This window comes from Stenotrophomonas sp. CCNWLW57 (genome assembly GCF_037203925.1).
GTDB lineage: Bacteria > Pseudomonadota > Gammaproteobacteria > Xanthomonadales > Xanthomonadaceae > Stenotrophomonas > Stenotrophomonas rhizophila_A.
Map to the genome: position 1 here is coordinate 108,161 of NZ_JBBCBJ010000009.1, position 21,132 is coordinate 129,292.

At 67.6% G+C, this 21,132-nt stretch carries 18 protein-coding genes; 13 read left to right on the forward strand and 5 right to left on the reverse strand.

The window, feature by feature from the left end; all coding sequences use genetic code 11:
* Positions 1-9: 9 nt before the first annotated feature.
* Together V9K91_RS18585 and V9K91_RS18590 are read right to left on the reverse strand one after the other, a co-directional pair.
* The gene (locus V9K91_RS18585; RefSeq protein WP_249833686.1) at positions 10-1,620 is read right to left on the reverse strand and encodes an ABC-F family ATP-binding cassette domain-containing protein; all 1,611 of its coding nucleotides are present in this window, start codon (positions 1,618-1,620) and stop codon (positions 10-12) included.
* A 166-nt stretch (positions 1,621-1,786) separates the two neighbouring features.
* Positions 1,787-3,388: an EAL domain-containing protein gene (locus tag V9K91_RS18590; RefSeq protein ID WP_068848914.1), complete on the reverse strand. Its 1,602-nt coding sequence runs from the start codon at positions 3,386-3,388 to the stop codon at positions 1,787-1,789.
* A 293-nt stretch (positions 3,389-3,681) separates the two neighbouring features.
* On the opposite strand from V9K91_RS18590, the gene V9K91_RS18595 reads away from it, so the two are divergent.
* Positions 3,682-4,455 carry a lytic transglycosylase domain-containing protein gene (locus V9K91_RS18595; RefSeq protein ID WP_068848916.1) on the forward strand — a complete coding sequence of 258 codons (774 nt, stop codon included), beginning with the start codon at positions 3,682-3,684 and terminating at the stop codon, positions 4,453-4,455.
* A gap of 7 nt (positions 4,456-4,462) precedes the next feature.
* Here the strand turns inward: V9K91_RS18595 and V9K91_RS18600 are convergent, their stop codons facing one another.
* Entirely contained in the window at positions 4,463-5,980 is a 1,518-nt protein-coding gene (locus V9K91_RS18600; protein WP_249833687.1) for a hypothetical protein, read from the reverse strand.
* Between the two features lie 143 nt (positions 5,981-6,123).
* Between V9K91_RS18600 and V9K91_RS18605 the strand changes: the two genes are divergently transcribed.
* Positions 6,124-8,208 carry an NHL repeat-containing protein gene (locus tag V9K91_RS18605; protein ID WP_249833688.1) on the forward strand — a complete coding sequence of 695 codons (2,085 nt, stop codon included), beginning with the start codon at positions 6,124-6,126 and terminating at the stop codon, positions 8,206-8,208.
* Positions 8,209-8,221: 13 nt separating this feature from the next.
* Here V9K91_RS18605 and V9K91_RS18610 read toward each other — a convergent pair whose 3' ends face one another.
* Positions 8,222-8,596: a YciI family protein gene (locus V9K91_RS18610; protein ID WP_068848924.1), complete on the reverse strand. Its 375-nt coding sequence runs from the start codon at positions 8,594-8,596 to the stop codon at positions 8,222-8,224.
* Between the two features lie 211 nt (positions 8,597-8,807).
* On the opposite strand from V9K91_RS18610, the gene V9K91_RS18615 reads away from it, so the two are divergent.
* From V9K91_RS18615 to V9K91_RS18665, 11 genes are all read left to right on the forward strand, one after another.
* Positions 8,808-9,227: a YciI family protein gene (locus V9K91_RS18615; RefSeq protein WP_095364561.1), complete on the forward strand. Its 420-nt coding sequence runs from the start codon at positions 8,808-8,810 to the stop codon at positions 9,225-9,227.
* A 30-nt stretch (positions 9,228-9,257) separates the two neighbouring features.
* Positions 9,258-9,683 (forward strand): VOC family protein, encoded by a 426-nt coding sequence (locus tag V9K91_RS18620; protein WP_068848927.1) that lies wholly within the window; start codon positions 9,258-9,260, stop codon positions 9,681-9,683.
* A 16-nt stretch (positions 9,684-9,699) separates the two neighbouring features.
* Positions 9,700-10,107, forward strand: coding sequence for a VOC family protein (locus tag V9K91_RS18625; protein ID WP_249833689.1), 408 nt, complete (start codon positions 9,700-9,702; stop codon positions 10,105-10,107).
* 57 nt (positions 10,108-10,164) lie between these two features.
* Positions 10,165-11,427, forward strand: coding sequence for a sigma-70 family RNA polymerase sigma factor (locus V9K91_RS18630; RefSeq protein WP_249833690.1), 1,263 nt, complete (start codon positions 10,165-10,167; stop codon positions 11,425-11,427).
* Between the two features lie 102 nt (positions 11,428-11,529).
* On the forward strand, positions 11,530-12,732 hold the full coding sequence (locus V9K91_RS18635) for a hypothetical protein (RefSeq protein WP_306989918.1): 1,203 nt from the start codon (positions 11,530-11,532) through the stop codon (positions 12,730-12,732).
* A complete protein-coding gene (locus V9K91_RS18640; RefSeq protein WP_068848933.1) occupies positions 12,723-13,823 on the forward strand; it encodes a hypothetical protein in 1,101 nt (366 codons plus the stop codon). The genes V9K91_RS18635 and V9K91_RS18640 overlap by 10 nt, the downstream gene beginning before the upstream one ends.
* A 65-nt stretch (positions 13,824-13,888) precedes the next feature.
* Positions 13,889-14,554, forward strand: a complete 666-nt coding sequence (locus V9K91_RS18645) for a hypothetical protein (RefSeq protein ID WP_068848935.1) — start codon at positions 13,889-13,891, stop codon at positions 14,552-14,554.
* An 18-nt stretch (positions 14,555-14,572) separates the two neighbouring features.
* Positions 14,573-16,210, forward strand: coding sequence for a CsgG/HfaB family protein (locus V9K91_RS18650; protein ID WP_336443531.1), 1,638 nt, complete (start codon positions 14,573-14,575; stop codon positions 16,208-16,210).
* A gap of 272 nt (positions 16,211-16,482) precedes the next feature.
* Positions 16,483-18,132, forward strand: coding sequence for a M28 family metallopeptidase (locus tag V9K91_RS18655; protein ID WP_210132101.1), 1,650 nt, complete (start codon positions 16,483-16,485; stop codon positions 18,130-18,132).
* Positions 18,133-18,380: 248 nt separating this feature from the next.
* On the forward strand, positions 18,381-19,640 hold the full coding sequence (locus tag V9K91_RS18660) for a histidine kinase (RefSeq protein ID WP_093533046.1): 1,260 nt from the start codon (positions 18,381-18,383) through the stop codon (positions 19,638-19,640).
* Positions 19,630-20,403, forward strand: coding sequence for a LytTR family DNA-binding domain-containing protein (locus V9K91_RS18665; RefSeq protein ID WP_068848943.1), 774 nt, complete (start codon positions 19,630-19,632; stop codon positions 20,401-20,403). Before V9K91_RS18660 ends, V9K91_RS18665 begins: the two co-directional genes overlap by 11 nt.
* A gap of 60 nt (positions 20,404-20,463) precedes the next feature.
* On the opposite strand, the gene V9K91_RS18670 is transcribed toward V9K91_RS18665, so the two are convergent.
* Positions 20,464-21,078, reverse strand: coding sequence for a hypothetical protein (locus V9K91_RS18670; protein ID WP_184124514.1), 615 nt, complete (start codon positions 21,076-21,078; stop codon positions 20,464-20,466).
* Between the last annotated feature and the right edge of the window lie 54 nt (positions 21,079-21,132).

Here is a 21,132-nt window from a genome sequence, read left to right on the forward strand (position 1 = left end):
TGTTCGCGACTACAGCAGCTTCAACTGCCACCCCTCCTCGCCGGCATCCAGATGATGGGTCAGCTGCATGGCATCCAGCAGGGCCTGGTCGTGCGAGACGATCACCACGCTGCCGCGGTACTGGTTGAGCATCTGCTCCAGCGCGGCCAGCGAGGCCAGGTCCAAGTGGTTGCCCGGCTCGTCGAGCAGCAGCAGTTGCGGAGGCACTTCCGCATAGAGCACCGCAGCCAGCGCGGCCTTGACCCGTTCGCCACCGCTCAGGCTGGCCAACGGGCGTAGGCTGCGCTCGGCATCCAGGCCGAGCAGGGCCAGCTGGGTGCGCAGGATGCCCTCGCTGGCCTTCGGGTTCGCGCGCTGCAACAGCTGCAGCGCGGAATCCTGCGCCGGGAGCGAGGACAACGTCTGGTCAAGCAGGGCGATGCTGGCCGCGCGCTTGACCTCGCCACCGTGCGGCGTCACCTCACCGGCCAGCACCCGCAGCAGGGTGGACTTGCCACTGCCGTTGCGGCCACGCACGCCGATGCGGTCGCCGCGCTGGAGATGCAGGGTGACGTGCTGCCAAGGCGCCTCCACCCATGGCAGGTGCACGTTGGTGAGCGTGGCGACCTGTTGCGGACCGGGCGCGGCCAGGTTGGGCCCGAGCATCGCAATCCGGGCCGCCTCATCCACACCCGCTGCCGCCTCCCGTACCCGGCTGTCGGCCGCTGCGCGCCGTTCAAGCTGCTGCGCCTGCAGCCGGCCGGCGCTGTTCTCGGCGCGGTTCTTCATGCCGCCCAGCAGGATCGGTGCCTGGTTGGCGGTGCGGGCATCGCGCTGGGCGCGTGATTGGCGGTGTTCCTGCCGCTCGCGCTGTTCGCGTAGTGCGGCCTGCTCCTGCCGGCGCTCGCGCTTGTGCAGGGCAAGCTCGGCTTCGGCGCTGGCCTGTTCGGCCTGCTTCTGCGCGGCATACAGGTCGTAGTTGCCGCCGTAGCTGCGCAACCCGCTGGGCGTGAGTTCGACAATGCGGTGCATCTCCCGCAGCAATGCGCGGTCGTGGCTGATGACGATCAGGCCGCCACGCCACTGCGCCAGCGCCTCGATCAGCCGGGTGCGATGTGCGCTGTCGAGGTGGTTGCTGGGCTCGTCCAGCACCAGTGCATCCGCGTCTGAGAGCAGGGCACCGGCCAACGCCACCTGCATGGCCTGGCCGCCGCTGAGCGTGGCGGCCGGTTGCGCGGGATCCAGTTCGGGCAGGCCAAGCCGCTGCCATTGCGCCTGCAACTGCTCGCGCACGGTCCAGCGTTCGCCCACCAAAGCAAAGTCGTGCGGGTCCAAGCTGCCGGCTTCGATCCGGTCCAGTGCATCCAACTGCGGGGCGACGCCCGCCAGGTCGGCAATGCGGCCGGGCAGCACGCCACTGTGCTGGGCAAGCAGGTGCACGTGGCCTTGCCGTTGGATGTGCCCACTGCTGGGCTGGAGCTGCCCGGCCAGCAGACGGCCGAGCACGCTCTTGCCCACGCCGTTGCGGCCGACCAGGCCGGTGGGGGTGGTATCGAACGAGGCAGAAAGTTCAGGGAACAGCACCCGGCCATCGGGCAGGGTGAATGTCACGCGGTCGAGCGTGAGGGTGAATGCGGTCATGCGACCTCCAACAATGCCAAGGACTCCCCCTGCGAACAGGGCGGGAAGGAGACTGGCCGTCCAACGACGGCGGCATTACTGGCGCATGCAGGCACACCTCATGACGGGGGCGGCTGGATGCCGCGTGCCCATTATAGGGCTGCATTCCAACCGGCCGATGAACCCGCTACTCGGTGATCGAGTTGGGGTTCTGCATGTCCTCCGGCGCCTTCCCATACTGCATGCGCCGCTGCTCATGGAAAGCCACGAACTCGGGGGCCGGCAGCGGCCGCGAGAACAGCCAGCCCTGGCCGAACTCCACTTGGCGCGACTGCAGGTAGGCGAGCTGGGCGGAGGTTTCGATGCCCTCGGCCACGGTGAACAGGCCCAGCGTCTTGGCCATGTCGATGATGTGCGAGGTGACCGGGCTGGTCACGCTGTGGGTGCCGATGGAATCAATGAACGACTTGTCGATCTTCAACGCATCCAGCGGCAGCTGCTGCAGGTACTGCAGGCTGGAGTAGCCGACGCCGAAGTCGTCGATGGCCACGCAGTGCCCGGCACGCCGCGCGGCGGCAAGCGACGTGCGCGCGCCCTGGATATCGAGGAAGCCACGTTCGGTGGCTTCCAGCCAGATCTGCTGCGGGTGGATGCCGCTGCCGACCAGCTTGCCGGACAGCACCTTCAATGCCCGCCCGCTGCTGACATCGCCGGCAGACAGGTTGATGGCGATATGCGCGCTGCGATCATGGATGAGCAGCTCACGCATGTCGCTGATCACCAGGTCCATCACGTGGTCGGTGAGCGCTTCGATCAGGCCGGTTTCTTCGGCGACAGGAATGAACAGATCCGGCCGCACCTGGGTGCCGTCGGCGCGCGACCAGCGCACCAGCGCTTCGGCGCCCACGCAGATGCCGGTGTCCAGTTCGATGATGGGCTGGTAGTCCATGCGGAACTCACGGCGGCGCACCGCGCTGGCCAGTTCGTTGCGCAGCGACAGGCGGCGGCGCGAGAGCCAGATGCCGGCGACGGTGGCCAGCACCGCGCCCACCACGCCCAGCGGCACCAGCTGCCAGAGCTGCTGCTGGAAGGCGGCCACCAGCCCGACCCGTGGGGCGATGGCGATGGCCAGCCATTCCTGGTCCTGCGCGCTGGCAAACAGCGTGCGCGGGGTATGCCCGTTGTGCGGTTCGCGCAGCAGCCGCTGCAGCAGTTCCGGGTCGGCCATGGGCTGCTGGGCGATCAGGCGGCCATCGGGGGTGGCCACCGCCAGCCGCACGTTGGGTTCGGCGATGACATCCACGAACCGGGAGGGGTCCATCAGGATGTCGTGGCGGCCCAGCTGCAGGGAGAGCAGCGAGGCGGCACCATCGCCGGCCACCGGCCGCACGCCAAGGGTGATGGAGGCGCCGTCGGCGGTGATGTGGTCTGGGGTGGGTTCGGGCACCAGGTCCTCGACCATGCCCCAGGAGGTGCAGCGCAGCCGGCCTTCCTCGAAATACCCCACCTGTTCGGCGGAGGTGGTGCTCAGCGTGAGGCTGCGCATCAGCTTGAGGTGCTCGGGCGAGCAGCCGGGCAGTTGCGCCTGGTTGAGCTTGCGCAGCGCCAGCAGGCCGGCCTCGTAGGCGCGGTGGGCACGTTGAAGGGTACGTTCGGCGGTGCGCTCGAGGCGGTCGGTCTCGGCGACCTGGGCGCGGCTCCAGCTGATGTAGACCAGCGCGGCCACAGGCAGGATGGCCCCCAGAAGGGCGGCAAGCGCGATGGCGGCGATGGTGCTGGCGCGCTTCAAGCGGACCTCTCTGCCCGGCGGGCGTGGAATGAGCCCTATATGACCATCTGGAACGTCGGTTTGGAACAGGGCTTCACGTAGATTCCTGTCGGTATTTCCCCAGTGTCGGCATCAGGTCGCATGGGGGAGGTGAAGCCGTCACCCCGGCAGCCATGGCTGGTGCTTGCTTCACCCCGTCGGCCAACAGCGGCATTTTCTCCACCAGCCGCACAGGGCTTCACCTGCGGTTCGCACTGCCCGCCGGATGATCGCGCCACCCCTCGATCTGGCCGACCCCCGGCGGCCCCGGAGCCATGAAGCCCCTGCTGCCTGCCGTGCTGGCCCTGTTGCCGTTGCTGTTGCCCGGCACTGCGTCCGCGCGCACGGTGTATCGCTGCGTACAGAACAACACCGTCAGCCTGGCCACGGCGCCGGAGCCGGGTTCGAAGTGCAAGGCGCAGCAGATCGACGACAACGCGGTGCAGGCGCCCAACCTGTGGGGCAACATGGGGGTGTTCAGCGGCACCTTGTATGAGCGCGAACAGGACGGGCAGTTGGTGTACTCCACCCGCAACCTTCCCGGTTCGCGGGTATTCCTGAAATTCACTGTGGCCACCCCACCAGGCGAACCCGCGCACGAAGGGCTGGGCAAGGTCGGCGCGCCGCAGCTCAACCGCCATGCGAAACAGTTCAAGGCGGCGGCGCGTGCCACGGGCGTGGACGATGCCTGGCTGCGCGCGATCGCCCATGCCGAAAGCGGCTTCGATGCCGGCGCGGTGTCGCCCAAGGGCGCGCAGGGGGTGATGCAGCTGATGCCGGATACCGCTACCGAACTGGGCGTGTCTGATCCGCTTTCCGCCGAGCAGTCGATCAATGGCGGCGCGCGGTACCTGAAGGCGCTGCTGGCGCGCTACAAAGGCGACCGCACGCTGGCGGCGGCCGCCTACAACGCGGGCATCGGAGCGGTGACCCGCTACAAGGGCGTGCCGCCGTATGCGGAAACGCTGGCCTACGTGGAGAAAGTGGGCGCGCTGTACGCGCGCTACCGCGAGGCGATGGGCTTCAAACCGGAAACCCCGGCGCGCTGACCTGCGCTCAGAAGGTGAACAGCGGGTAGGACTCGATGCGGCCAACACGACGCACCGCAGCCTGCACATCGGCACGTTGCTTGAGCTGCTTCCAACGCGCCGTAAGCAGGACTTCCTCCGGCAGCGGTGGCGCATCGCGCGTGTCCTGCACCTCAAGCAGGGCATCGCTGCGGTCCATCGGGTCCTGCAGCTGGACGATCAGGCCGGCCGCGGCTTCGTCCATCCGATTCTCCAGCAACAGCGCCTCACGGTAGTGGCCGGGGGTTTCAACGCGGCTGGCGAACAGTTGCTCGCGTGCGCGCGACGCTGCGGCGGCATCGTCGAGCTGCAGGGCTGCCTGCAGTTCGATCACCGCCTTCGTGCTGCGGCCATACGTGCTCATGTTGTCCAGGCCCTGCATCGTTTCGCGTGCCATCGACGGACGGTGCAGGGCGGCATACAGGTTGGCCAGGTTGAGGCGCTGACTGACCGTATCGCCCGCGGGGTCGGCCATGCGGATCGCCAGCAGCTGCGCGCCTACCGCGTCGTCGGCCTTGCCCAGGCGCCGGTAGGCGCGGCTGCGGGTGTCGAGCATCCACGCAATGTGGCGCGCCATCTCCGGCGGCGCCGAATGCGCGGCTGCAGCAGCCTCGGCGATGGGCGCGGTCATGCCCACCACTTCCTGCAGCTCGCCGGCGACCATGAGCGCCGAGGTCAGTTCAACGGCGGTTTCATTCACGCCCGGTGACAGCATGGTGTCCACGCGAAGCCGGTCGATATGGCGACGTGCGGCGGCCACCGGGTCGTAACGGGGATCATCGCGGCGCAGGAAGCGGTCAAAGCGCTTGTCGGCGCGCAGACGCACCAGCGGGATCGGTGCATCGATGCGCTCCAGCGTGGCAGCGACCTTGTCGGTCTGGCCGGCCTCGACCTGGAGGATGGCCAGGATGGACCACAGTTCAACCGGTTCGATGCCGTCGATCTTCCACTCGCGGTCGAACAGGCCCTGCAGCACAGGCAGGCGTTTGGCCGGCAGGTGCTTCAGGTCCGTGTCCAGCTGCCACACCATCTCGGCGGACATGTCCGGCTGCCCTTCGCCATCGGCCAGCGCGAGAATGACGTTGTCGGCGGCGCTCTCCGGCGTGCCATCGACCATCTGCGTCCACGCCAGCCGCAGCCGCGCGTAGGCGTTGTGTGGATTGATCGCCAGTGCCTGCTGCAGGCGCTGCAGGGCGATGTCATCCTGCTTCTGTGCACCGGACACCATGGCCGCCGATGCCCATACGTCGCTGCGCTGGGCCACCTCCAGCTGCGCCATGCGCGGATCGACCAGCAGGCGATCCAGGGTGATGGCCGCGCCCAGGCTGTCACCCGCGTCGGACTGCTGCAGGGCGGCGCCTACTTCGGCCAGGAACGCGGCGTTGGCGGGCGATGCCTCAGTGGAAGCATCGAGGGTAGCGCCACTGGCAGCGGCGGCCGCGCCTGCGGCCGGCACCCCGCACAGCGAGAGCAGCAGGACGAGGGCAGTGCCGGTATGGCAGGTCATGCGGTGCTTCCTTCCTTGGTCTGAGCCACGATTGAAACCGGAACGCGGCATCCATACAAGTCGCTGCGGACGCACGCAGGGTTTGCAGGCACGCGGCGAGCGGCTAAGGTCGTGTCCCGAACGGGTAGCAGGCAAGGACAGCGATGACGCGCGCACGATGGGCAATGGTGGCGCTGGTAGGCGTGGCGGTGGCAGCGGCACTGACGTGGACCTTCCTGCGCGAACCGGCCGCGCCGGCCCCGCCGCCGGGACCGGTGGCCACGGTGCTGGGCTGGACCCCGCAGGTCAGCCTGCTGGCCGGTGACGGCGTGGGCGGCCTGCGTGATGGCGCGGCGGCGCAGGCCCAGTTTGCCGATCCCTATGGCCTCGCACTGGATGCGCACGGCGTGCTGTATGTGGCCGATGCGGGCGACAACAACCGCATCCGCCGGGTATTTCCCGATGGGCGGGTGGACACGCTGGCCGGGCAGGGCGAGGGCTGGCGCGATGGCCCGGCGCCGCAGGCGCAGTTCAATACACCGTCGGGCATTGCACTGGACGGTGCCGGCAATGTGTTCGTCGCCGATACCGGCAACCATGTGATCCGCCGGATCGGCATCGATGGTGTGGTGAGCACGATTGCCGGTGATGGCACCGCCGGTTACGCCGATGGCCCGGCCGCACAGGCGCGCTTTGACGGGCCGATGGGCGTGGCGGTGGATGCCGGTGGCCGTGTGGTCGTGGCCGATACCTGGAACGACCGCATCCGCGTGATCGAGCCCGATGGCCAGGTGCGCACGCTGGCCGGCGGTGATGCGCCGGGCAACGTGGATGGGGCAGGGGTGGGGGCGCGGCTGGATACGCCCGTGGCGTTGGCGCTGGATTCGCATGGCAACGTGCTGATCGCCGACCTGCTCAACGCCGCGATCCGCCGGCTCGCGCCGGACGGCACGCTGGATACGCTGCTGGCCCGCGGCAGCCTCCTCAACGGGCCGCTGGCGCTGGCGGTGACCCACGATGACGTGGTGTATGTGAGCGATTTCGACGGCAAGGTAGTGCAGTTGTCGGCACTGGGCCATGTGGTGGACCTCACCGCGGCGTCGGCGCAGCCACGCTTCTCGCGGCCGAGCGGGCTGGCGCTGGATGCCGATGGCGGGCTGTACGTGTCCGATGCGGCGTCATACCGGGTGCATCGCCTGCGTGCACTGGCGGCCGGCGCCACGCCGGCGCCGTCATTGATCGGTCCGGCCGCCGATGCCGCGCTGCCGGACACCGGCGGGCGCTGGCCGCTGGCCCCGCAGCTTGGCTGGCATGAGGTGGTGGGCACGCTGGGCGAGGTGCGCGGCAACTTCAGTGGTGAGAGCCGCCACCACCTGCACGATGGCTTTGATATCCGTGGCGATGTCGGGCAGACGGTGCTGGCGATGGCCGACGCGAAGGTGAGCAGTCCCCTCCCGAGCTGGTCAGTGGGCGGGCAGGCCGAAGGGTTGTCGCTGGACCGGCTGCGCTACATCCACATGAAGGTGGGCCGCGATGCGCGTGACCGCGCGTTCGACGCGCGCTGGCCGCAGCTGCGCGACCTGGACGGCAAGCTGGAGCGGGTACGCGTTCGCCGGGGCACGCGCTTCAAGGCCGGTGAGCCGCTGGGCAGCATCAACCGCATGGCGCACGTGCACCTGAGCGTCGGCGCCGGTGGCTTCCAGCGCAATGCGGTGGCGCTGGGCTTCGTGGGCTACGCCGACAGCTTCGCGCCGCGTATTACGGACGTCGCGGTGCTGGATGACCTGGACCAGCCGATCAAGGCCGGGGCGAACGGCCGCGTGCCGATTCCGCGCGTTGGGCCGGGCGTACAGATCGTGGTGGAGGCGTGGGACCAGGTGGACAACAACCTGCCGCGGCGTCGATTGGGGGCGTACCAGGTGGGGTACCAGATCCTGGACGCGGCTGGCACGCCGCTGGCCGGGTACGAGCAGCCGCGCTTCAACATCGTGTTCAACCGGATGCCGCGCGAAGACAGTGCCACGGTGGTGGCGTATGCGCCGGACAGTGGGATTACCGTGCACGGCAGTGCGGTGACGCGGTTCCGCTACCTGGTGACCAATACCGTGCGCGATGGCCTGGTGGAGACCGGGCGCTGGCAGCCGGAGGCATTGCCGGCGGGGGACTACATCATTCGTGGGAGCGCGCGGGACTACACCGGGAACGAGGCGATCGGAGAGCGCGAGTTGAAGGTTACGGTGTTGCCGTGATTTCCAGGCAACCTCAGGCGCCGACCCGGCGGCGTTCTGCTTCGAAGTCGGCTACCGGGCGGACTTCGATGCTGCCATAGCGCGACCACGGGAACCCTTGGGCGATGCGCAGGGCTTCATCGTGGTCGCTGGCGTTGATGAGGTTGAAGCCGGCGAGCAGTTCGCGGGTTTCGGCGAATGGGCCGTCGGTGATGCGCGCCTGCGCCTGGCGCGTGCGCAGGGTGCGCGCCTGGGCGACCGGCTCCAGCTGCTGCGAGGCGACCAGCGTGCCTTCGGCCTTCAGCTTGTCAGCATGCTGGATGCAGCCGCGCATCATGGCGTCGTATTCCTCGGCGGGCACGTCCTGGATCAGGGCTTCGTCGATATAGATCAGCAACAGGAATTGCATGGCCGGCGCACCGCTGGGCAGGGGATGCCCATGATGCCCCAGCCTGCGCTGCGCTCCTGCTGCAGTGCAGCGCTGCCGGCCCGTTCAGGGCCGTGACCGTCAACCGCTGCCGGCATCGGAATATTTTTTGGCATTCATGTCGATTTCCGTTCCACTGGGGCGTCGTATCTCATGAAGGGCCCGCCAACCGGGCCGACAACGAGGAAAGCCGATGAAAGTCATGGTGATCGTGAAGGCGACCGAGGCCACCGAGGCCGGGGTGCTGCCTACCGAGGCGCAGTTCCGGGACATGGGCGCCTTCAACGAGGAGCTGGTCAAGGCCGGGATCATGCTGGCCGGCGATGGCCTGCGCCCCAGCAGCCACGGCCGCCGGGTCGCCTACACAGGCACGGCACCGCAGGTGATCGACGGCCCGTTCGCCGAAACCCGCGAGCTGGTGGCCGGTTTCTGGCTGTGGCAGGTGCGCTCGGTGGACGAAGCCACCGAATGGCTCAAGCGCGCCCCGTTCCTGCCCGGCGACGTGGTGGAGATCCGCCCGTTCTATACCGAAGAAGATTTTGGCGAGGTTTTCACCCCGGAATTACGTGCGCAGGAACAGCGTCTGCGCGAGCAGATCGGCCAGGCCGACTGACCCACCCCCCGTGCTTTTCAGGAGATTCCCATGAAACTGATTCCGTTCCTTGGCTTCAGCGGCCAGACCCACGAAGCCATGGCGTTCTATGCCCAGGTGCTGGGTGGCAAAGTCACCTCGGAAATGAAGTACAGCGACATGCCGCCCAGCGACAACATGGACGGCTGTGGCGACAACCCTGGCCCGTCCGATCCGAACCTGATCGCGCACAGCCAGCTGGAAGTGGGCAGCGCGATCCTGATGGCGGCCGATGGCCCGCCTTCTTCTGGCCAAGGCACCACCACGATCAACATCGAGGTGGAGACCGAGGAGGAAGCCGAGCGCGTGTTCAAGGCGCTCTCCGAGGGCGGCAAGGTGACGTTCCCGATCGGCGAAACGTTCTGGGCCAAGCGCTGGGGCATGCTGGAAGACCGCTACGGCAAGCCGTGGATGGTCAACTGCATGAAACCCTACTGATCACGGGAAACCCATCATGACCGACACGCCCCAGATGATCTTCGTGAACCTGCCCGTCCGCGACCTGGACAGGAGCAAGGCGTTCTTCACCGCGCTGGGTTTCACGCCCAACCTGACCTACACCGATGACAAGGCGGCCTCGTTCAACATCAGCGACACCATCATGCTGATGCTGCTGCTGGAGCCGTTCTTCGCGACCTTCATCAACCGGCCCATCGCCGATGCGCGCAAGCAGGCTCAGGTGATTCTTGCGTTGTCTTCGCCCAGCCGCCCGGCGGTGGATGAAACCCTGGTAAAAGTGCTGGAGGCCGGTGGTAGCGAACCGACGCCGCCGCGCGATTACGGCTTCATGTACCAACGCAGCTTCGAGGACCTGGATGGCCACCTGTGGGAAGTGGCGCACATGGATGGCGAACCCGGCTGATGCCATGTGCCGCGCCGCACCTTGTGCGGCGCGGTAACGGATGCTCTCATTCGCCGCATGGAAGCTGCGCTGACACAACGACTGGATACCCTCTGGCGCATGGAGTCGCCGGCGCTGATCGCACGCCTGGCGCGGATGCTGGGCGGCGATATCGGGCGTGCCGAAGAACTGGCCCAGGACACCTGGCTGGCCGCGCTGGAGCGCTGGCCCAGCCAGGGCGTTCCGGATAATCCGGGAGCGTGGCTGATGACCACTGCACGCAATCGCGCCATCGACGTGCTGCGCCAGCACCAGCGCGTGGCCGGCCAGCATGCGCAATGGGGCACTGAACTCGAACCACAGCCCTTGCCGCTGCCCGACGACAGCGACGCCCTGCAGGACGACATCGGCGATGACCTGCTGCGGCTGATGTTCGTGGCTTGCCATCCCGTGCTGTCGGCCGATGCACGGGTGGCGCTGACCCTGCGCCTGCTGGGCGGGCTGACCACCGATGAGATCGCGCGCGCGTTCCTGCAGCCGGAGCCGACCATTGCCCAGCGCATCGTGCGGGCCAAGCGCACGCTGGCCGACAAGCAGGTGCCGTTCGAAGTGCCGCGCCAGGCGGCATTGCCGGAACGGCTGGGCTCGGTGCTGGCGGTGGTGTACCTGATCTTCAACGAAGGCTATGCGGCCAGCAGCGGCGATGACTGGATGCGCCCGGCGCTGTGCGAGGAGGCGCTGCGGCTGGGGCGGGTGCTGCAGCAGCGCCTGCCGACCTGGCCGCAGGTGCACGGCCTGCTGGCGCTGATGGAACTGCAGGCCTCACGCGCGGCCGCGCGCGTGGATGTGCACGGCAACCCGATCCTGCTGCCCGACCAGGACCGCAGCCGCTGGGACCACCTGCAGGTGGCGCGCGGGCAGGCGGCGCTGCAGCAGGCCGTGGCGCTGGGTGGGGCCGATGATGGCTACGTGCTGCAGGCGGCCATCGCCGACTGCCACGCGCGCGCGCGCCACGCCGATGCGACCGACTGGGCGCGCATGGCCGCGCTGTATGCGCGGTTGGCGGAAGTGCAGCCGTCACCGGTGGTGGAACTCAACCGCGCGGTGGCGGTTTCGCGCGCGGAAGGGGCGGCCGCCGCATGGCCGTTGGTGGAGCAGCTGGCCGACGATCCACGGTTGCGCGACTACGCGCCGATGGCGGCGGTGCAGGGTGACCTTTTGTCGCAGATGGGCCGGCACGCAGAGGCGGCCGATGCCTTTGCGCGGGCGGCGCGGCTTACTCCCAACGCGCGCGAACGCGCACTGCTGCAGGCGCGGGCGGCGCAGCTGCAGCGGGACTGAAACAATTTTCTTCTTGCCCGAAACCTGAACAGGCACTATGGTGGCGCCTCACAAAAGTGACCGGGCGCCTTGCCGGGTCCGTTCGAGAAGGATTGCGGGACGATGGTTTCAGGGAAGAAGCGTACGCGCGCGCGTAGCGCGTGGCTGTTGTTGTGCGGGTTCGTACTGGTTGGCACCACCTTCGCCAGCGCCGCGCAGGCCGCCGACAAATCGCAGCAGGCCTATTGGGCCGGTTTTGCCTACACCGCCGACCAGAACGCCGTTGAAGCCAGCACCCCGCGTGCGGCCGCCGTGCTCAAGGCGCGTGGCCTGGCCCCGCTCAACCAGGCCCTGTGGGCCCGGCTGCAGGCGCAGCGCCCGGCCAGCCTGGAACTGATCGACCAACCGCTGGCGATGCTTGATGGCACCACCAGTGCCACGGTGCTGGCCACCGCGCTGGACCGCGAGCTGGTGTCCATCGAACCGATCGGTGGCCAGTACAAGGTGCTGGTGGAAGTGGCGCTGCAGGCGCTGTTCTTCGATTTCCGCGAACGCCAGGTGGTGGCGTCCTACCCGATCACGCTGCAGCGCATCGACGTGATGGAGTTCCTGCCGGACGAGGACGACATCGACGCGATCGTGGCTGACCTGCTGTACGGCAAGGCCGCCACCGGCCTGCCGCAGGTGCTGGCCGATACGCTGGCCAAGGCAAAGCTGCCGGCCGCGTCGACGCGCCGCCTGCAGGTGGGCGAGGTAACCCTTTCCGATGCGGTGCGCGCCAAGCTGCCCGATGCGGTGGATGAGCAGGTGCTGCGCGCAACGCTGGCCCATGAGCTGTCCAAGACGCTGTCGTCCAACACCGGCATCGGGCTGCTGCCGCCGGCCACCGGCCAGGCGATCGGCGGTGCGATGGCCGCGCGCTTTGCCGACGGCAAGGTGTACCAGCTGAAGATCCCCGAGCCGGATTACGTGGTGAAGCTGCGCCTGGATGCGCTGAAGAACGGCGTGATCAATGAAACCCCGGCGATGAAGACGATGCTGTTCGGCGCGTTCTTCCAGGCCACGGTGGTGGAGCCGTTCTCGGGCAAGGTGTTCTTCGACCAGCCGCTGCGCAAGGGCGCCACCAAGGTGGTGCCGTCGACCCAGTGGCACGTTGACCAGTGGTCGGCCAGCTACGAAACCACGCTGGCCGGCCTGGACGCCTTCGCCGGCGCCGCCGCCAAGCGCGCGGATTCGAAAGCGTGGCTGGACGAACAGAAGCCCGGCGGCAAGCCGCTGCAGCAACAGACCCAAGCCCTCCAGGAGTTGATCACCTCATGCCGTTGATTCGTGCCGTACTGCTGATTCTCATTGCACTGATGGTTGCCGCGCCGGTGGCGGCGCAGACCGCCAGCTCCCGTGGTACCGGTTCGGCCAGCTATGGCCTGCGCCTGAGTGCCGATACCCGCGCCCAGGCCCTGAACAAGGCCAAGGTCAATGCACTGGAGGCGTACATCGCCGAATCCGGCGCGGCCAAGCTGCGCCTGTTCGAAGACCGCCGCGCCGAGTTCATCGGTGAAATCGACCGCTACGTGCTGTCGGCGGTACCGCTGTCGGACACCGAAGACAAGAAGGCCAAGACCTACACCGTCAGCGTCCGCGCTGAGATCAATACCACCCTGCTGCAGACCAAGCTGGATGCCGGCTCGGCCACCGCCGGTGCACGCAGCAACGAGCGGTCGATGCTGACCTTCCTGTTCATGGCGCGCTCGCAGGACACCGTGCAGTCGTTCCAGGACAAGGAATACCGCCGGGTCGACGCCAGCCAGAGCTACGACGAGAAGACCCGCGAAGGCGACAGCTTCCGTGGCAACTCGGTGAGCACCAACGGCAGCATCAACCAGAACGCGTCGGTGTCGATCACCGCCGGTGGCAGCACCACCGCGCGCAGCGACAACATCGCCTGGAAGGTGGCCAACGCCAACGAGATCAACACCGCGATGACCGGCGCGTTCAGCGCAGCCGGCTATGAAGTGGTGGAAGCGGAATACGTGGAAGGCGAATCGCGTGGCCTGCTGAGCATCGAGCGCATCCGCAAGGACTTCAGCACGGGCAACGACCTGTCGGCCGCCACCCTGCGCGATACCGCCAATGGCATCAAGGCGGCCAACATCCCGTACCTGGCGGTCGGCACGCTGGACGTGGGCATGCGTGACCGCGATCCGGTCAGCGGCAACACCCGTGTGTTCGTCACCGTCACCGGCAAGGTGCTGGACGTGAGCGGCCGCTTCCCGAAGACCGTGTCGTCGGTGGGTCCGGTGCAGTTCTCCGGCACCGGTCCGAACGAGACCGTGGCCCGCACCAATGCGCTGCAGATCGCCGCCGAGAAGGGTGCGCAGCAGATGATCAACGAATTGAACGTCAAGGCCGTGCGTTAAGGCGTACCGACCAACGGTCGGTACCCACCGGTTCGCGCCAACATTTTCCAACAAGGAATTACCCAATGATCCGCAAGACCCTCATCGCCCTGGCCATCGCCACCACCTTCGCCGCCCCGGCGCACGCGCAGTTCGGCAAGCTGAAGGACCTGGCTGGCGGCGGCAACAGCGCCGCGGCCGCTTCGGCCGGCGCCCCGGACGAAGCCGCGCAGGAAGCGCTGGTGCGTCGTTTCGTGTCCTCGCAGTCGCACTCGATCGACGCGCAGACCTCCTTCGCCAAGGCCTTCGGCCTGGCCGAGCAGGTCAAGCTGCTGGAGGCCGAGCGCATGGCGCTGTCGTCCGGTTCGGTCAACGTGGACCAGATGAAGAAGTCGGTGTCGGTCAGCGAAGCAGCCCAGGCTGCGATCGATGAGCGCGTGGCCGCGCAGCCGGAGCTGAGCGCCGAATCCAAGCAGCACTACACCACCGGCCTGGTCGCCCTGGTCGCATCCGCTGCCGAAGGCCAGAAGCTGAGCGGTGAAGCCAGCAACTTCGCCAACGGCATGAAGAGCCTGAGCGGCACCCAGCTGGTCACCGTGGGCCGCAAGCTGGCCGCCGGTGCGTGGGTGGCCAAGGAATCGCCGGGCTACCTGAAGGGTCTGTACTCCTCGTCGAAGGCCGCACTGACCTTCGCCCGCGCCGCCAAGATCAAGGTGCCGGGCAACGCCGAGTCGATGCTCGACAGCCTGTAATCGAAAGGAACGCCACGCATGCAGACCTCATACCGACTGTTGAGCCTGGCCCTCACCGCTGCCCTGCTTGCCGCCTGCGGCAAGCAGGAGGCACCGGTGGAGACCGCAGCACCGAAGGCCGAATCCAAGCTGGACGCACCGGCTGAAAAGCCGCTGCGCGACGCTCCGGATTTCGGCGGCACCACCCAGGTGGCGCGTGAAGCCGATGGCATCGGCAGCACGCCGGAGCTGGCGGTGCTGGCAGCGCTGCAGTCGGCGGTGGCACAGGTCAACGGCGTGCGTGTCGCCAGCCAGATGCAGAGCCTGCGTGCGGGCCTGCATGTGGACGTGGACGGGGAACACGTCGGCGATATCCGCGCCGACGCGTTTTCCCAGCAGATGATTGCCGCTTCCCAAGGGGCGGTGCTGGGTTACGAGATCCTCTCGCAGGAAGAAGTCAGCCAGCTCGATGAAGAAGTGATTGCCCGCGTGCGCGCCAGCGACGCCGGCTACAGTTATTCGGCGTCTGCCTCGGCCAGTGGCTCGGCGCAGGCGCAGGCAGAGGCTGCCGGTGGCGGGAGTTCCGCATCGGCCAGCATCAAGGAAAGCTACAAGGAACAGGCCAGCGTGGACGCCAAGCGTGGCGCGCAGTCGTTCGAGTCCGATGTCAGCCGCCGCACCATGCGCAGCTACTGGAAAGTGCGCGTGCGCGCCGATATCGCCAAGTACCGCGCCCCGGACGAACAGGGCCGGCCGAAGATCGTGGTGGCCCAGCCGCACGTGCGCAGCGGCACCTATGCCGTCGGCGATGGCCGGGTGGCCAGTGACGAAGTGGCCGCGGCGATCCGCGCGCGCCTGAACGACACGCTGACCCAGACCAAGCGCTTCATCGTGCTGGACCGTGAGTTCGGCGAGGAGATGCAGGCCGAGATCGACCACATCAACAGCGGCAACGTGCGCCTGCAGGACACCGCGCGGCTGGGCCAGCAGCTGGCCACCGACCTGATCCTGATTCCGACCATCGAACGCTTCGAATACCCGCGCAGCGTGCGCAACCTGCGCATGTCCGACCGCCAGGTGACCTCGTATTCGGGCGGTGGGCGCATCACCCTGCGCCTGATCAACGCGACCACCGGTGAGGTGGTGATGTCCGACAGCTTCGATCACCAGCTGGCCTCGACCGGCCCGAGCACCCTGCCGCGCGTGGTGGATGGCAAGGGCATGGCGGCGGCGATGATGGATTCGCTGTCCGGGCAGATCGGCACGGCGATCATCACTGAGATCTTCCCGGTGTCGGTGGTGGCCATGACCGGCGACCAGGTGGTGCTGAGCCAGGGCGGTGAATCGCTCAAGGCCGGCCAGCGCTGGCAGGCGGTGATGCTGGGCGAGGAACTGAAGGACCCGCAGACCGGGCGTTCGCTGGGCCGCAATGAAACCCCGTGCTGCACGATCCGGGTGGACCGCGTGGCATCGCAGACCTCCTACGGCACCATCGAAGGCGGCGCGGACCTGGGGGGAGCGAGCTTCAAGCCCGGTTCGATCGAGCTGCGTTCGCAGGCCGGTGCGGTGAAGCCGGCCGCGTCGGCGGCGACGGCATCCAGCGGCAGCGCGAAGCCGAAGCCCACGCGTGCGGCGGCACCGAAGGCCGCGGCACCGGCGGAAGATCCGAACTGGTGATGTGTATCGGCGCCTGATGGGCGGCTTCGTTGGGTTGAAACGCCGGTTGCAGTGCAGCCGGCGTTTTTGTTTTCGGCTCCGGATGCTTGCGCCGCGCTGCGCGCGGTGTCCGGCCAACGGCCGGGGCTACGAATTGTTACGTGGTGGTCGGGATCGGGATCAATCAACCGCAAGCGGTAGCGCCGGCCGTTGGCCGGCCCAGGAGGCCCATGTCGCGCGCGGGACGGTTATGATCCGTGGATGATGGGGTTGTCCCAACTGCGGAGAAAACGATGAAGCGAGTGGTTTTGAGCGTGCTGGCACTGTCGGTGTCCAGCGCCCTGATGGCGGCGACGCCGAAATTCGATGGCGCGCGGATCTCCGCCGACGTCAAGGAACTGGCCTCCGACGCCTATGAGGGCCGCTCGCCCGCCACGGCCGGCGAAGCGAAAACCATCGCTTTCCTCAGCAAGCAGTTCGCGGACGCCGGCCTGCAGCCGGGCGGCGACCTGAAAGATGGCAAGCGCCTGTGGACCCAGGCCGTGCCGCTGCTCAAGGGCGATATCGTCGGCACCCCGAGCCTGGCGCTGTCCAGCAAGGGCAAGCCGCAGTCGCTTACCCAGGGCCAGGAAATCGCGGTGCGCGCGGCCATGAACGGCGCGTCCGAAGTGGATATCCAGAACGCCCCGCTGGTGTTCCTGGGCTACGGCGTGAACGCGCCGGAGCGCAACTGGAACGACTTCAAGGACGTGGACCTGAAGGGCAAGATCGCCGTGGTGCTGATCAATGACCCGGACTTCGAAACCGGCGAAGGCGACTTCGACGGCAAGGGCATGACCTATTACGGCCGCTGGACCTACAAGTACGAAGAGGCCGCCCGCCAGGGTGCGCTGGGCGTGCTGATCGTCCACGAAACCGCGCCGGCCTCCTACGGCTGGGCCACGGTGGCCGGCTCCAACACCAACACCATGTTCGACGTGGTCCGCGACAACCCGGCCGAAGCGCACCCGCTGCTGGAAGGCTGGATCCAGCGCGACCTGGCGGTGGACCTGTTCAAGCGTGCCGGACAGGACTTCGAGGCGCTGAAGAAGCAGGCCCAGCGCCGCGATTTCAAGCCGGTGGAGCTGAAGGGCGAAACCCTGTCGGCCAAGTACGCGGTGAAGACCGAGGTGATCACCTCGCACAATGTGGCCGCGCGCCTGGAAGGCAGCAAGCACCCGGATGAAACGGTGGTGTACAGCGCGCACTGGGACCATATCGGCGTGGGCAAGCCGGATGCGAACGGCGACACCATCTTCAACGGCGCGCTGGACAACGCCAGCGGCACCGCCTCGCTGGTGGAACTGGCGCGTGGCTTTGCCAAGGGCAAGCGCCCGGAGCGTTCGGTGCTGTTCCTGGCCGTGACCGCCGAAGAGAAGGGCCTGCTGGGTTCGGAGTTCTACGCCAGCCACCCGCTGTACCCGCTGGCCAAGACCGTGGCGGTGATCAACATGGATGGCATGGCGCCGTTCGGCCCGTCGCGTGATTTCGGCATCTATGGCTCGGCCAAGCTGGAACTGCTGGACCAGCTGAAGGACGTGGCAAAGGGCTGGGATATCCGCTACACCCCGGACCCGAAGCCGGAAGCCGGCCTGTTCTTCCGTTCCGATCACTTCCCGTTCGCCAAGCGTGGCGTGCCGGCGGTGTCCTACTCGGCCGGCCAGGACTGGGTGGACGGCGGCGTGGCCGCAGGCAAGGCGGCCTCGGACGATTACACCGCCAAGCGCTACCACCAGCAGGGCGACGAGTGGCAGCCGGACTGGAAGTTCGCCGGCGCCGCCCGCGATCTGGAAGTGCTGTACACGCTGGGCAACCAGCTGGCCAACAGCCGCGCCTGGCCGAACTGGAGCGATGACTCGCAGTTCCGCGCACCGCGCGACGCCAGCGCCGCCGAGCGCAAGTAAGCACCACGCCCCGCCGGCACCTGCCGGCGGGGCATGGTCTTCGGCCTGCTGTACGTGGGACACGCATGGCGTGTCGCTACGCCCCCGGACCGGCCGTAGGGACACGCCATGCGTGTCCACGCGGTGCCTGGCACCCCGGCGCCGCGCCGGCACCGTTTCATCCCTGCTTTCCCGGCTTCCATCGCATGGCGCTTGTGCCCTCCACGGGCACGGCTATCCTCACACCATCCCATCGTGAAGACGCCGCCGTGTTTGCCAGCCTTTCCCTGATTCTCCGTATTCTGGTGGCCTGGGCCGCGGCGATCGTCGTGGCCGGGTTCGTGTGGAGCGGCTTCTTCCACGGCATGGATGAAGGCCCGGGCTGGGTGTTCGGACTGCTGGCGCTGTTCCTGATGATCACCGCGCTGGGCAGCTGCATCACCCACCTGCGCCGGGTCTCGACCCTGGCAGGGCGCCTGGATGCGGCCACCCTGTCCAGCCGCCAGCGGCGCCAGATCGAACTGCCGATGGACGCCGGCGAAGCCTTCAGCCTGGTCGAACAGGCGATCAAGGAACTGCCGCGCGTGGAAGACATCGAAAGCGCCGCCGGCAGCCTGCAGGTGCGCGCCTATGTGCGCCGCGTGGATCCCTACAACGGCCGCCCGCCGTCGCGCTGGAACCTGCCGGCGCGCTGGGCGATCAAGCGCAACAGCGTGCTGGCCACGGTCACCCCGGGGCAGGGCACCAGCAGCGTGACCCTGGTCTTCGAGCCCGATGCCGGGGTGTGGGCCGACCTGCTGGCGGTGGACGAAGGCAGCAACTACGAGAACGCCGAAGCGGTCAGCCGCGCCATCACCCGCCGCGTGTCCGAACAGCGCCGCGACGAGCAGGCGGCGGCCGAACAGACCGCCACGGAAAAGGAACTGTCGGTGGCGCGGCTGAACCTGCTGCACGCACAGGTGGAACCGCACTTCCTGTACAACACGCTGGCCAACGCGCAGGTACTGACCCGCACCGACCCGCCGCGCGCCGACCAGATGCTGGGGCACCTGATCCAGTACCTGCGCAGTTCGCTGCCGAGCGTGGACGAATCGATGTCCACCCTGGGCGTGGAACTGGAGCGCACCAAGGCCTACCTGGAAATCCTCAAGATCCGCATGGGCGCGCGGCTGGCACTGCAGGTGGATGTGCCGCCGGCGCTGGAAACCGTACCGCTGCCGTCGATGGCGCTGCAGACGCTGGTCGAGAACGCGATCAAGCACGGGCTGGAGCCCAAGCCCGGTGGCGGCACGGTGTGGATCATCGCGCGCGCCTTCGATGACCACGTCACCCTGACCGTGGCCGACGACGGCTTGGGCTTCGGGCAGGGCAGCAGCGGCACCGGCATCGGCCTGAAGAACCTGCGCGAACGGCTGCGCCTGACCTGCGGTGAACGCGCCGGCGTGGCCATCGTGTCCAACTTCCCCAGCGGCGTGGCGGCAACGATCACCTTGCCGCGCGACGCACGCGAGGCGATCCATGCTGCTTGATGCCCTCATTGCCGAAGACGAAGACCTGCTGCGCCAGTCGCTGGTGGCCCAGCTGCAGCGGTTGTGGCCGGAACTGCGGCTGGTGGCCGAATGCGAAGACGGCGCCAGCGCGCTGGAGCGGCTGGCCGAACTGAAACCGGACCTGGCCCTGCTCGACATCCGCATGCCTGGCATCAGCGGCATCGAGGTAGCGCGCGCGCTGCCGGAGATCAGCCCGCGCACCCAGGTGGTGTTCGTGACCGCCTACGATCAGTATGCGATCGATGCCTTCGAGCAGGGCGCGATGGATTACCTGCTCAAGCCGGTCAGCGACGAGCGGCTGCTGGCCACGCGCGAGCGCATTCTGGCGCGCATGCAGATGGGCCGGCCGGACAACGCGATGCTGGAGCAGCTGCTGCAGCGCCTGGGCCAACAGCCCGGGGCGCACTCGAACGCGCCGCCGCTGGCGTGGATCACCGCCAGCAATGGCCGCGATACGCAGCTGATCATGCTCGAAGACGTGGTCTACTTCCGCGCCGACAGCAAGTACACCACGGTGGTGACCGAGGCCGGCGAAAGCCTGCTGCGCACGCCGCTGCGCGAGCTGCTGGAAGTGCTGGACCCGCAGCGCTTCCGCCAGATCCACCGCTCCACCATCGTCAACATGAAAGCGGTGGCGGCGGTGAGCCGCGATGACACCGGCCGTGGCCAGCTGCGCCTGAAGCAGCGACCGGAAGTGCTCAACGTGAGCCAGCCGTTCATGAGCCTGTTCCGCGGCATGTAGAAAAACAATGCCACCGTGTTCGCGCACGGTGGCATTGGGATCCCCCTGGACCTGGTGGGGTCAGAAGGCCGGTTGCAGGTGCAGGTTCTGGCCGGGGTCGGGTTCGCCGACGTGGTTGAGCTGGCCGACCAGTTCCGAATGCTGCTTCATGCGCCCGATCTCACGCATGATGCGGATGTCTTCGTGGCGCAGCTCACGCCTGGCAGTGACCGCCTGCTTGTAATCGAGTACTTCCGGGTAGAGCTGGGCCATGTCCAGCGCTTCGGCCACGCATTCCACGGTATCGGCATCGGAGGTGATCCGCGCCCGGCTGTTGAACGCCTTCATCCAGCGCTCGAAGCCGGCGGTGTGGTCGAACATGTTGGCCATGAACCAGATCACGAACAGGATCGAGACCCACGAGCCGAACACGATCACCACGCGGGTGAAGGTGATATGGAAGTCGTCCTTCCACAGGTAGTTGGCGATCAGCCCGAGGATCAGCAGCGAGGCCGCCTGCCAGCCGACGATGGACGCCATCAGCCACTGGCCCTTGGCCTTGGCCAGGGTGGCCACTTCTTCGCGGATCTGCTGCTCACTCTTGCTGCGCCAATGCGCGACCTGCTTTTCGAACGGGCTGCCGTAGAGCTCGTTGTCCTGGAGCAGTAAACCTAAACCTTTGAACAAAGCGATCATCACGGGCTCCTTCGGGAACGTGCAGCGGCGCATTTGGACGGACGGTGAGGCGGG